General features: G+C 44.8%; 7 protein-coding genes. 6 read left to right on the top strand and 1 reads right to left on the bottom strand.

Features of this window, described 5'->3' with window-relative positions:
• Positions 1 to 197: 197 nt before the first annotated feature.
• The 3 genes from NSS82_RS24425 (at position 198) to NSS82_RS24415 (ending at position 8545) form a co-directional block, all read left to right on the top strand.
• Positions 198 to 1739 (top strand): response regulator, encoded by a 1542-nt coding sequence (locus NSS82_RS24425; RefSeq protein WP_076272208.1) that lies wholly within the window; start codon positions 198 to 200, stop codon positions 1737 to 1739.
• A 382-nt stretch (positions 1740 to 2121) separates the two neighbouring features.
• Positions 2122 to 7143, top strand: a complete 5022-nt coding sequence (locus NSS82_RS24420) for an S-layer homology domain-containing protein (protein WP_076272207.1) — start codon at positions 2122 to 2124, stop codon at positions 7141 to 7143.
• A 1204-nt stretch (positions 7144 to 8347) separates the two neighbouring features.
• On the top strand, positions 8348 to 8545 hold the full coding sequence (locus tag NSS82_RS24415) for a hypothetical protein (protein ID WP_038572698.1): 198 nt from the start codon (positions 8348 to 8350) through the stop codon (positions 8543 to 8545).
• Here NSS82_RS24415 and NSS82_RS24410 read toward each other — a convergent pair.
• Positions 8525 to 10249 carry a cache domain-containing sensor histidine kinase gene (locus tag NSS82_RS24410; RefSeq protein WP_162164272.1) on the bottom strand — a complete coding sequence of 575 codons (1725 nt, stop codon included), beginning with the start codon at positions 10247 to 10249 and terminating at the stop codon, positions 8525 to 8527. The two genes, NSS82_RS24415 and NSS82_RS24410, sit on opposite strands and share 21 nt — an antisense overlap.
• Before the next feature lie 257 nt (positions 10250 to 10506).
• Between NSS82_RS24410 and NSS82_RS24405 the strand changes: the two genes are divergently transcribed.
• The 3 genes from NSS82_RS24405 (at position 10507) to NSS82_RS24395 (ending at position 14101) form a co-directional block, all read left to right on the top strand.
• On the top strand, positions 10507 to 11463 hold the full coding sequence (locus tag NSS82_RS24405) for an ABC transporter permease (RefSeq protein WP_051491272.1): 957 nt from the start codon (positions 10507 to 10509) through the stop codon (positions 11461 to 11463).
• A gap of 26 nt (positions 11464 to 11489) precedes the next feature.
• On the top strand, positions 11490 to 12380 hold the full coding sequence (locus tag NSS82_RS24400) for a carbohydrate ABC transporter permease (RefSeq protein ID WP_076272206.1): 891 nt from the start codon (positions 11490 to 11492) through the stop codon (positions 12378 to 12380).
• Positions 12381 to 12487: 107 nt separating this feature from the next.
• On the top strand, positions 12488 to 14101 hold the full coding sequence (locus NSS82_RS24395; protein WP_076272242.1) for an extracellular solute-binding protein: 1614 nt from the start codon (positions 12488 to 12490) through the stop codon (positions 14099 to 14101).
• Positions 14102 to 14107: the final 6 nt, after the last annotated feature.

Genomic DNA, 14107 nt, shown 5'->3' with positions numbered 1-14107 from the left:
ATAATGATGAGTAGGTATCGAAGGGCTATCTGGTCTGCTTAGGACCCGATAGCCTTTTTACAAGCACGTTGGGATTAGATCTTACAAAGTAACGATTCATGCCTGAAAATGACTTACATTAATTTGGTCGATGATCGCCTAAGGGGAAAAGAATATAATAGGAGCAAATACAGACAACAAGTAGGAGGAAACCTCAGGTGTATAGTATTTTTCTGGTAGATGATGAAGAAATGGGTCTTGAGATGATGAGAGATTATATCCGCTGGGAAGAGATGGGTATCTATGTCGTTGGAACAGCGAGCAATGGTAGAGAAGCTTTGGAGAAAATAGAGGCTTTTCAACCGGATATTATTCTTACAGATGTTCAGATGCCGATAATGAATGGAATTGAGTTGGCTAAAAAAATACATGAATGTTATGACCATATGCAAATTATGTTCCTCACCGGACATGATGAATTCCACTATGTTAAATCGGCCCTTAATGTAGGAGCTGTCGGATATTTACTGAAGCCGCTAGATTTGACTGAAATTGAAAGCGTTATCGAAAAGGTTAAAGCACGCTGCGAAGAGGTTCAGATGAAACAACGTTCTATGGAGGCTGCTAAAACTAAAATTCTTAAGGAACTTTCTTTTGAAAAAAATGCGGAGCAAGCCGCAGAGCTGGCAAATAACTTCAACAGGCTGACACGTCTCCCAGAGAGTAATCGTTATACCATGGCACTGTTCAGCATCGATCCCAAAGAGGCGGAGGGTGAGCAGCAGAGTCTGGAAGAGTGTATGAGTAGGCTGATCTCTTATCTGGATCACTTTTTTAAGGCGAAAAATATAGAGGTTGTTTTTGTTCCTTACAAGGATGGCGAGACAGGTGTGTTTATGGAAGCAACTCAACAGCCTGGCTATTATGCTTGGGAGGATTTAGCTGTGGCTATTCGTAGTGCGCTGGATTTTACGGTGACGGCAGCAGTCGGGGCGCAGGCAGCAGAATTAGCGCTGGTCCATAATCTGTATAAGCAGACGCGTGTGATTTTAAATGAACGTTTTTATAAAGGCACGGGCTTAATTATTCATGCCGCGGCTATTTCGAATCAGTTCGACAGTGAACATATGCCACCTTTTGAGAGAAAAGAGTGGTTTGAAGCTATCAATCAGCTGGACTTCGAGCAGGCCGCACAAAAGCTGCATCAATATTTCGTGGGATTGGCCACGCTGAGAATCAAGAAAAAAATCATCTGTAATTGGGCGATTGATCTTGTTGATGAACTGCTAGAGCAGCTGCATCAGTCGGTTCCCGAGGGCTTTAAGCGGGCGGAGCTCTATCATTCCATCTATAATGCGCTGACTTTACATGAGATCGAGGATTTAATCCTGGGCACTGCGGGTGATGCCGTGAGCATGCTAGGTGAGCGACTTATGGATAAAAATACAAAGCTGGTCCACAAGGTTCGCACCGTGATTGAACAAAATTACGATCAGCCGATTACGATTAATAGTCTGTCTGATCAGGTTTATCTGTCACCGAACTACTTAAGATCTATTTTTAAGGATAAAACAGGCATCACGATCCACGATTATTTAACCCGTATTCGGCTTGATAAGGCTAAGGAGCTGCTCGCAGACGGGTCACTGAAGATTCAAGATATTGCCCAGAGAGTGGGGTACGAAAGCACGTCTTATTTTATTTCTCTATTTCTGAAGAACCTTGGGGTCACACCTAACGAGTATAGGAAAAATATTTAACCTTCCGCACTTCTGCTTACTGAATAGAAAGAAAAGTCGCTTTCCTTTATGAATTGTAAACTTGCGATATGGAAAGATGCCCCTTTGCTTTTTACAATAAGCATGTATTACAACTCAGCACATGTGAGGGGCTTGATTCATTATTGCGATTAAAGGAAGCTTTTTTACAAATCTAATTGCGATAGCGCTTTCAAGAAATCCAGACGGCAATAGTTGGATACAGCATTCTTGAGAGAGTAATCGGTACGGGCCGTACATTCCTTACATGACGTTACTTACAACAAGGAGAGGAGTTCTGAAGACGTTATTTGGAAAGAGGAACAACTGATGAATTGCAACCGGAAGGCTTTTCTTATATCAGAAAGTTAAATGGAGGGATTAAATGTTTGGACGTGTAATGAAAAGAGGGTTCTTGTTCTTTCTTATGATCAGCTTAGTGTTAGGCAGCGGTGGTCAGTTTGCCGGCAAGGTTTACGCCGAGGATACAAATAGCTATGAAGCTGAAGCGGATGGGAATATTCTGACGGGTAATGCGTCAATTTCTGACCACCCAGCGGCTTCCGGAGGGAAAAAAGTTGGCGGCATGTATCAAGGCAGCTCCTTGTTGTTCAATAATGTGACCGTAAACGAGCCGGGGAATTATAAAATTACAGTGTATTATATTTCTGGCGATTCGCGCCCGTTTAATATCAGTGCCAATGGCGGTGACAAGCAATTTGAAGAACCGTCCAAGACTGTGGACTGGGATACGGTAGGCACTTATGATGTGACGCTTCCGCTGAACGCGGGTGCTAATAACATCTTGATCGATGACAACAACTGGTATTCTCCAGACATCGATAAGATCGTAATCCGTGGACTAGACGACAGCGATCCAGGTGAAGGACCCGGAGGTGACTGGAAGGAGAAGCTGCATGGTGTGATCATGGAAGCCGAGGCTACTGAGAATATGCTTACAGGCAACGCCAAAGTGGCGGACAGCAGTGTGGGCTCTGGCGGTAAAATCGTAACGGATCTGAACAAAAACAGTTCCTTACAGTTCACAAATGTTGCAGTACCAGCAGCGGGAACGTATTTAATCCGCATCTCCTATATTTCCGGCGATCAACGTCCTGTCTATATGCAGGTTAACGATGGAATGGATGAAATGATCGACCTGCCAAAGACGGCAAGCTGGAGCACCGTGGGAACCTATGATGTGGAGGCCTCTTTGGTAGAGGGTTTGAATACTATCACCTTCTCAGATCATGATTGGTATTCTCCAGATTTCGACCGGATAGAAATTATTCCTTATACCCTCAGCTATGAAGCAGAATCTCCGCTCAATGTTTTGACAGGTGAGGCCCAAGTTTCCGAAAGCCCGAATGCTTCGGGTGGCCAGAAGGTAGGGTACTTGAATAGCGGCAGTTCCATAACCTTCAACAAGATTACAGCCCCTATGACTGGTGATTACCGAATCACAGTCGCCTACATTTCAGGTGACCCACGCAGCTTTTACGTTAGTGCGAATGGTGGTGCAGAACAGTATTATGAGCTGCCCAAGACACCGGACTGGGATACGGTTGGAATGTATGAACTTACACTGCCACTGAACGAAGGCGAGAATACAATCAAATTTACAGATGGCAACTGGTATGCGCCAGATCTGGACCGAATTATAGTTGAGCCAGCCATGGGTGTGGATCCTAATCCCCCAGTGGAGGAAGACGGTGATTTAGGAACACCGGGCGCTTCGAAGAACTACGGAGCTATCACAGTTACCGAATATACTTACGGACTGCTTGTATCAAATGGCCAATATGAAGTGTCCTATAATACCAAGTCTGGATATGCAAGCTATAACTGGGCTGACGGACAGAAGCTGCATGGGATCTATAGCAGTATCAAAATCGGCGATACGCTCGTTGAGACTACAAGCTATGAGAGTCATACAATTATTGGTGCTCCGGTAGAAATTCAGGATGGTTTCGGCAAAGGCGTGGAGCTAACTTTTGTCCACACTTCCACAGGAAAACCGACGCTAAAGCAGGTCTACAAGTTTTATGACGATCAAAAGTATTTTCTGACCCGTCTGGATGTCGCCAGCGATACAGCGGTCAAGACCAACTATATGTCACCTATTACCGTAAAACGTACAGGTGGTGTGGATAACGGAGCTAGTGCGGATAATCGTGTGCTTACAGTTCCTTTTGACAACGATGCTTGGATTCGTTATAAATCTCAATCTATGAACCGTGCAGATACCAGCTATGAGGTGACTACTGTGTTTAACAACTCGACACGCAGCGGCCTTGTGCTTGGCTCTGTAACTCATGATACCTGGAAGACAGGCATCGACTGGAAAGGTTCCGCCAATCGGCTGAATGAACTGGTCGTATATGGCGGTGCAGCTAGTGATGTCACCCGCGATACCCAGCCTCATGGCAGCTTAAGTGGAACAAACTTATCCTCACCTATGATCATGGTAGGGGCTTTCAGTGATTACCGTACAGGGCTTGAGGAGTATGGTAAAGCTAATGCGATCATTACACCTGCACTTGAGCTAAACCCCGAGCTGCCACAAGGCGTACCGGTTGGTTTTAATAGCTGGGGAGCTTACGAGGGTACGCTTTCGTATCAGGATGTAGTGGATGTCTCCAATTACTATAAAGAGAATCTGCAAAATTTCAATAATAACGGCAATGTATTTATTAACATGGATTCTTATTGGGATAATCTGAATGATAAGCAGCTGGCTGACGCCGTATCGGTTATTAAAGGGAATGGCCAGCATGCGGGTATTTATTGGGCACCGTTTGTATACTGGGGCAACAATATGGACCAGATTGTAGAGGGAACTGACAATAAATATACTTACGGCGATATTGTCCTTAAGGATGCCGCGGGTCAACCGCTGCCGACTCTGGACGGGGCTTTTCCTTTGGATGTAACACATCCTGGTGCCCAATTGCGCATGAACTATTTTTTGGACAAATTTAAAGGTCTGGGCTTCACCTTCATCAAATTAGATTTTTTAACGCATGGTTCGCTTGAGGGGCAACATTTCGATCCAACTATAACGACAGGAATCCAAGCTTATAATGAAGGAATGCGTTATGTGAAAGAACGTCTGGATGGAAAAATGTTCATTAGCGCATCAATTGCGCCTATTTTCCCGAGCCAATATGCGCATAGCCGACGAATTTCCTGCGACACATACGGCAAGATCAATGAAACCGAATATATGCTGAATTCATTAACCTATGGCTTTTGGCAAAATGGCACGATCTACACCTACACCGATCCTGATCATTTGGCATTGGCCCGTGCTACCAGCTTGACTGAAGCGCGTAGCCGTATGAACTCTGGCGTTATCGCTGGAACAGTACTGCTTGGCTCTGACAATGTTAACGATCCAGAAGCACAGGAGTACATGACCGCTTTGTTCAACAACAAGGATGTTCTCGATTTAGCTTTAAAAGGAAAAGTGTTCAAGCCACTTGAAGGAAATACAAACGCTAATGCCGCTGATACTTTTGTTATGAAGGATGGCAATGATTATTATCTGGCCGTATTCAATTACAGTGCATCTGCTTCGGCAGATAAGCAAGTTGATCTTGGCCGCGCTGGACTGGATGCTGCAGAGACTTATACTACGCTAGATCTCTGGACAGGAGAAGTTTCCTCTGTCACAGGAACTATGAAATTGTCCTTGCAGCCGACAGAGTCGATATTGGTAAAATTGACGGCTGCACCTAAGAAAGTAACCGGTATAACACTGGATAAGACAGAGCTTTCGTTGACCCCTGGTGAAACCGGCAAGTTGACGGCTACGGTATCGCCGGAAGATGCGACGGATAAAGCAGTCCTCTGGACTTCGAGCGATACCTCTGTAGCTACCGTAGTCTACGGAACAGTAACCGCTGTAGAAGCTGGAAAGGCCACCATTACTGTGGAAACGGTAGACGGTGGGTTCAAAGCATCGGCAGAAATAACGGTCAAAGAGGCCTCTACAGGAGAGCCGGGAGAACCGAGCAATCCGGGAGAACCGAGCAATCCGGGAGAGCCTAGTAATCCAGGAGAACCGAGCAGTCCGGGAGAACCGAGCAATCCAGGAGAGCCTAGTAATCCAGGAGAGCCTAGTAATCCTGGGAATCCAGGAAATTCGGGAGAACCGAGCAATCCTGGGAATCCAGGAAACAATGGCGGTACCTCTGGCAGTACTTCGGGTCAAGTGAATGCTGCGGGCACTTTGATTCTCATGCCAGATATGCTGGAATTGGACAGTTCTACTGGCCAGGTAGTGGTTGAGATTAAAGGGGACATCCAACAATTTCAGTTATCCTCTGCTGTAGTCCGACAGTTGGCGAACCACACCCTAGTTTTGAATGCGGGTAAGCTCTCCTTGCAGGTACCAGCGGAGCTAATTCACCAGCTACAAAACAAGCTGCCAGAGGGACAGCGGGAAGATAGCACGATTGCCCTGAAGATGGTGAACCTCAGCAGCAAGGCCGATGAGTTAGTTGCTACAGTGGCTAGTTCTACTAATGCGGCTGTTGTACTCAAGGGAGACATCTATGAATTTAGTCTTTCTATTACCACCAAGTCAGGCATTACAGACACACTCGCTACATTTGATAAGCCAATAACACTCATCATGCCAGTGGCAGAAGGCTTCAATGCTAAACGAGGCGGTGTTTATTATATCGCGGACAATGGCAGGCTGGAATATATCCAAGCTGATTATGCTAACGGTGTATTAAAAGCTGAGGTCAGCCACTTCAGCAAATATGCTGTGCTGGAGTTGAACCGCATCTTTGTCGATGTGCCGGCCAATCACTGGGCTAACCCAGTAATCCAAGAGCTGTCGTCCAAGCTATATGTGCAGGGCACAAGCAAAGAAAAGTTTGAACCAAGCCGGGCAGTTACACGTGCCGAGTTCACCTCGATGCTTGTTCATGCCCTTGGACTGACCGCGACAGGAAAAGAAAGCTTTGCTGATGTTGCTCCATCCGCTTGGTATGCGGAGCCTATCTCAATCGCTTACAAGGCGGGAATCGTGAGTGGTAGAAGTGCGTCCAAGTTTGAGCCGGGAGCACAAATCACCCGTGAAGAAATCACGGTGATGCTAATGAAGGCTTACGAGCTGAACAACGGCGTAACAGCCAATGGTGCAACAACCAACGGCGCAACAACCAACGGTGCAACAACCAATGGTGAAACAACCAACGGTGCAACAACTAACGGCGCAACTGCTGCAGCGTTCACCGACATGAATCAGGTGTCTGCTTGGGCCACTGCTTCTGTTAATGAAGCGGCCAGTCTAGGACTGATTCAAGGTCAAAGTCATGAACGGTTTGCACCAAAAGGAATCGCTTCGCGCGCAGAAGCGGCTCAAGTGATCTATAATTTGATTTTGAAGTAAGCTGAATCTATACAAAAGAGCGACTCGATTAACCTGAGAGTCGCCCTTTTGATAGATCAGTTGATGAAATTAGCTATTTTATCGAACTTTACTAATAGGTACTACATTATTATTAGGTACATTGCTGTTCGGCAGTTACTAAAACCGCACTTTACTATCTATCGGAACTTACTCCAGCGAAGTAGAATCCCGTGCAAAAGTCGAGCACACCCCAGCAAAGTAGAATCCCGTGCAAAAGTCGAACACACCCCAGCAAAGTAGAATTCCGCGCAAAAGTCGAACATTCCTCAGCAAAGTAGAATCCCCGCAAAAGTTGACCACACCCCAGCAAAGTAGAATCCCCCGCAAAAGTAGAACACATCGGACCGTATTGCAGCTATTTCGGAAATTTGAGTCATTTTACAAAGATTTCGGACTGTATAGCTCTTATTGCTATAAAATTGTCCGGAATTACTGTGTAAATGAGTCAATAGCTGCATCTGAGTCCGATAGCCGAGCAAAATGCCCTGATTCATCGAAATAGGGTCCCCTCGGTCCGATACGAATGAGGAAGGAGTATAAGTCGAGCACACCTCAGCAAAGTAGAATCCCCCGCAAAAGTAGAACACACCCCGGCAATGTAGAATCCCCCGCAAAAGTCGAGCACACATCGGCAAAGTAGATCATAGTTAGAACACATCGGACCGTGTCGCAGCTATTTCGGAAATTTGAGTCATTTTACAAAGATTTCGGACTGTATAGCTCTTATAGTTATTAAATTGTCCAGAATTACTGTGTAAATGAGTCAATAGCTGCATCTGAGTCCGATAGTCGAGCAAAATGCCCCGAATCATCGAAATAAGGTCCCCTCGGTCTGATGCGTAAGAGGAAGGAGTATAAGTTGAACACACCTCAGCAAAGTAGAATCCCGCGCAAAAGTAGAACACTCCTCAGCAAAGTAGAATCCCCGCAAAAGTTGACCACACCCCAGCAATGTAGAATCCCCCGCAAAAGTAGAACACATCGGACCGTATTGCAGCTATTTCGGGTATTTGAGGCATTTTACAAAGATTTCGGACTGTATAGCTCTTATTGCTATAAAATTGTCCAGAATTAGTGTACAAACGAGTCAATTGCTGCATCTGAGTCCGATAGTCGAGCAAAATGCCCCGAATCATCGAAATAAGGTCTCCTCGGTCCGATACGAATGAGGAGGGAGCAAATAGTGCCGAACGATCCAAACGATCCCTTCGATCTAAACGATCCCTTCGATCCCTTCGATCTAAACGATCCCTTCGATCTAAACGATCCCTTCGATCCAAACGATCCCATCGATCCCATCAAATCCAAGGAGAAGCAAGCCAAAGGATTCTCACAATGGAGAATCCCCTCGTCACCGCTCCTACACCTCTTTTTGTGGTAAACGAATCTGCACGGTGGTGCCTATTCCTAGTCTGCTAAACACTTTAACGCCGTAGTGCTCACCAAATTTCAGTTTGATGCGGCGATCAACGTTAGTGATTCCATACCCTCGTCCAGGCTTATCCTCAAGCAAAGAACTGAGCGTCTCGCGGCTCATCCCCATGCCATCATCGATTACCGACAAGATAATATCGTTTGCTTCCATGACACCTTTGATATGAATGTTCAGCGGACTTTCTTGGCTCCACACGGCATGCAGCACTGCATTCTCCACAAAAGGCTGTAAGGCAAGCTTGACAGTAGAGTAGGGCAGGATCGCTTCATCTACTGTGTAAGTAATGTTCAGTTGGCCTTTAAAGCGGATTAGCTGAATGGCGTTGTAGCTCTGGGTCAGCTTTAATTCCTCGTGGATGGTCAATATACTTTTCCCTTTATTCAAGGAGATTCGATAAAACTTGGCTAGATGAAGCACCAAATCTTGTATACGCGTATCTTGATGTTTTAGGGCAAGCGACGAGATGGAGCCCAGCGTGTTGTACAGAAAATGAGGGTTGATTTGCGCTTGCAGCAGGTCAAGCTCGGCCTCCTTACTCTGCAGCTCCTTCTGATACACCTCGGTAATGAGACTTTTGAGCCGGGTGGTCATTTGCTTGAAGGCAAAATGCAGCTGGCCAATCTCATCATTCCCCAAATGTTCTTCTGTACTATGATTGAAATCGCCCCGTTCCAGGCGGCGGATCATCCGGATTAAAGTACGGATACGCTTGCTGAACAGCGACGCCGTAATGTAAATCAGCAGGAGGGCCACACCAATAAAGCCCAGTGAGATTTTGATAATCAGATCTGAGAGTGATTTAGCGTCCTGAATGATGCTGTCATAGGGGAAGATAGATACAGTTTTCCATCCATTTTTGAGCGTGTTGTAGACCGCGAATGCCTTTACCCCTTTGTAAGTTGTATCAAATCTGCCCGATGGTGACTCATCGAATTTCTGATCAAGCAATTCCGGCAGGCTCGTATTTAATAAGTGCTTGTCAGCTGCTGAGAGAATAAGCCCTTTGTCATTAATAATAAAAATATCTTTCCCGCCCGCTTCTTCCTCCATTAAAGAATAGATGACCGATTCGGAGATTCTGAAGACCAGAATACCGTAGGGATATTGATTGCGGTTATTGTTCAAAAATCTTGCTAAGGTAAACATGGCCGGACTATCTTCGGTCTGCGGTGAGGATAGATGAATGATATTCCCATGTGACTGCTGAAGCTGCTTGAACAGCTCGGTCTCTTTAACCTCAGCTGTCACCGGCTTGATATAGTAATCATCTTTGGGCAGTGATTCATTGTCCGAATAAATGAAAACGCTATCAAAATCAGGATAGGCAGTCATTATCGTGTCCATGCGGTTGCCTATGTATTGATAGACATCCAGATAAGAAGGATCATCCTGGTATTCACTCGTGAGGTAGCTGGCAAGTCTGTTATCCAGGTAGATGGAAGCTGAAATATGTTCATAGCTGTCCAGCTTGTTTTCCAAATTTTTATTAATCTGAGCTGTTGAATTCATCATATTGCTGTAAATCTGATCCGTTAATTTTGATTTTGTTAATTCGTAGGAAAGGTAGGCGAAAAGCATCATCGGAACAATGGTCACTAGCACAAATACGCTGAACAGCTTGGAGCGAAAGCTTAAATCGATAAAAGGCATATAAATATATTTCCTATATATATGGCGCATAGAAGAAGTCCCTTCTTTACTGTAAATTCGCTGTTTGCCATGTTCATCATAGCAGACTGAATATCGAAATCCAATGCTCGAATCTGCCGAAACTCCTTTAAAAAGCGCTATCATTCGGAGGATTGAAGTATAGAAAGCCACCTGTTGCGGACTTAAGATGAATAGGAGAGAAGTTGAATCGAGATGTGGCTCGACATGCTGCACTAAATAAAAAGGGAGGGTATTTGATGCATAAAGCAAGCGCTATCAAAACAGTCAGAGGCAATAATCTGTGGTACAGATTAAAAGAGCAGAAATGGTTATTTTTGCTGATGCTGCCTGCCTTAATTGCGACATTGCTATTTTCTTATGGTCCTATGTTTGGGATGTATATGGCGTTTACGAATTATCAGCCGGGCGGAGGAACATTTTTTCAACAATTTTTCCATGCAGAGTTTGTAGGATTCAAGTGGTTTGAGTATTTCTTTACTACCGGAGACTTCTACCGTGTAATGCGCAATACGCTCGCTACAAGCTTGCTGACCTTGTTATTCGGGTTTCCAGCACCGATCATCCTCGCACTTGTACTGAATGAAGCTAGGCAGGGATTTTTCAAAAGATTTGTACAGACGGTTTCTTATCTGCCGCATTTTATCTCATGGGTTATCGCTGCAAACATCGTGATTACACTGCTGGCTTCCGATGGGATGTTTAACAATTTATTGGTGACGTTGGGCATTGTTCAGGAACCGGTTGCTTTTCTACAAAATGGACCGCTATTCTGGTGGATTATCGCTTTGTCCAATATGTGGAAGGAAATGGGCTTCAGCGCCATTATGTATCTTGCTGCAATTTCCGCTATTAATCCAGAGCTCTACGAAGCAGCTAGAGTGGATGGAGCCAGTCGCTTCCGGCAAATGTGGCATATTACGTTGCCAGCCTTGCGTCCAACCATTGTTATTTTAGGGATTCTTGCCGTCGGAGGCATTTTGAATGCGGGCTTTGAACAACAATACCTGCTGCAAAATAATACCGTGCTTGAGTATTCAGAGGTTATCGATATTTATGCATATAAATACGGGCTACAAAACAGCATGTTCTCCTACGGGGCGGCCGTTGGGGTATTTAAATCCGTGATTGCCTTCATACTTGTTGTAATTGTGAATCGAATTTCTAGAAAAGTGAACGACCAAGCGTTGTTCTAAACCCGAAAAAGAGAGGAGCGCTTGTGATGATTTCGAATAGATACGGGGATCATATTTTTAAATTTATAGTTTATCTCATTCTTATACTTGTGTTGCTAGTTACCTTTCTCCCTTTTTGGAATATTCTCGTTCTTTCATTAAATGCTGCTGAGGATACCGTACGTGGTGGCGTCTATTTATGGCCCAGAGTCCTCACCTTTGATAGCTACAGTCAAATCTTAAAAGATAGCGAGATTTTGAATGGATTATGGGTTACTGTCAAACGTACCGTAATTGGCGCGCCGCTATCTGTCCTTGTCATTACGATGCTTGCTTATCCGCTAAGCCGCCGGAATTTGATGGGACGTAAAGGATGGAATCTATATTTTGTCTTCACAATGTATTTTGGAGGCGGACTGATTCCTTATTACATGGTGCTTAAAGCGCTGAATATGATTGACACGTTTTCCGTATTTATTTTGCCAGGGCTGATGAATGTCTTCTATATGATTATTGTCCGTACCTTTATGGAGGGGCTGCCTGGTGAGATCGAGGAGTCGGCGAAGGTAGACGGGGCGAATGACCTGATGATTTTCTTCCGGATTGTTCTACCGTTGACCACACCCGTGCTTGCGACTGTAGGACTTTTTCAGGCAATCTCACATTGGAATTCGTGGTTTGACTCCTATGCGTTTACCTATAGTTCTGACTTAAAGACCTTGCAAGCCGTACTCGTGAAAATATTAAGCCAATTCCAGACCGGAGGCATGGTATCGCAATCGCAAATGCTAGCTAACTCGGCTAAGCGGAATGCGGTTTCAAGTGATACTATCCGGATGGCAGCGACGATGGTGGCAACATTGCCTATCGTACTGGTATACCCATTCCTGCAAAAGTACTTTGTTAAGGGTATGACTTTGGGAGCGGTTAAGAGTTAATATGATTAAATAAATAGCGGCCCTGAAGGGGGGTGAACGGGCAGACTTGCTTGGTTGCTTGATAGACTTATGAAGTAACTTACTTAATGGGAGGAATTAGGGTGTCTATGATAAAGAAAAATAAATGGTTGAACGTGAGTATTACTGCCGCATTAGCCGTTGGTGTATTAGCGGGTTGTGCTTCAAATGATGGAAAAAACAATACAAACCAAACGGCCGGAGACGATAAAAAACAAGAGCCGATTACATTGACCTGGTTTGATTCAAATACCAAGGGAGAACCTTTCACTGATGCTATTGCGCAGGAAATCACCAAAAAAACAGGCATTTCGATCTCAATCCAGCAGCCAACGGGTAATCCTACGGAAAAGCTGAGCTTGATGCTTGCCAGTGGTGACTATCCAGATGTGGTTGTAATGAGCCGGGGCGATGCTTCCCTCGATAAATACATTACAAGTGGCGCATTTATAGCGCTCGATGAGTTAATTGAGAAAAGTGGACCAGACATTAAAGAAATGTACGGCGACACATTGATCAAAACACGTTATAAAGATGGAAAAAACTATTACCTAGCTAACTGGTATGGCTTGGATAGTGATCCTGTCTTCGGTATGTTGATGAGAAAAAATCTGGTTGCGGACCTAGCTCCAGATAAGGCAGATGGCTCCACCCCACTCACAACGGATGAGTTTGAAGCACTTTTAAAGAATTTTAAAGAGAAAAACAAGACAATTGATGGAAAAGAAACTGTTCCAATGACGATGAACGGTGAGAATATGGGCGCCAACCTCGGTACATTTAAAGGGATGTGGGGTCTGAGAACCTACTATGATAATAATGGAACATTACAATATGATGTTAAGGATCCAAAGTATCGCGAGATGCTGCTTTATGTGAACAGTCTGTATAGAGAAGGTCTAATCGAAAAAGAGTTTGCCATCAGCAAAACACAAACCTGGATTCAAAAGCTGGCTACCGGCGCAGTGTTCTCCACACCAGGCGCATACTGGGACCCAGGTAATGCAAATGGTACTCTGAAGAAGGATGGCGGAGATGATAATCAGTTCTTCCCGTACAAGGTTGTAGCACCAGGCACAGACGCCTCCCAAACAACTTTCGGACCAAGAAGCTCACTTGGATGGGATGCTATTGCCATTACGAAAAATAACAAACACCCTGAAGAAACTATCAAGCTGTTCAACTACCTAGCGAGTGACGAAGGACAACATTTGCTGCTATGGGGTAAGGAAGGCGAGCAGTACACCATGGTGGATGGAAAGAGACAACCAGACCCTGCATTCCTGCAAAGCTTCAAGGATAACTGGGACGATGCTGTGAAGAAGAGCGGGGTTCGTAAATGGTTGTGGTTTGTTAAAAATGGTCTGGATGCCAATGAACAGCCATACGATATGGCCGTTAAATACCAACGTAGTGAAATTGACGAAATGGCCATTAAGAGCCTTGGAGATTCCGTATGGGATACAGCAGAATTTGATAACTTAGGCCCTGACGGCGGAACGCCTGAAGCGCTGACAGCGCAAAAAGTAAAAGATATTATGGACCAAAGCATTACGAGAGTAATCATCGCTCCTTCTGAAGCCGAAGCCAATTCTACATTCGACAAGATGCTTGCGGATATGAAAAAAGCTGGGGATGAAAAAGTAGAAGAAATCTTCAATCAGAAGTATAGCGAACGTATGGAATTGTGGAACTCAAAATAATATATT

It is taken from the genome of Paenibacillus sp. FSL H7-0735 (genome assembly GCF_038008505.1).
In the GTDB taxonomy this organism is placed as follows: domain Bacteria; phylum Bacillota; class Bacilli; order Paenibacillales; family Paenibacillaceae; genus Paenibacillus_AQ; species Paenibacillus_AQ odorifer.
The sequence above is the reverse complement of the archived record's forward strand: the minus strand, read 5'-3'. Positions and strand labels throughout refer to the sequence as shown.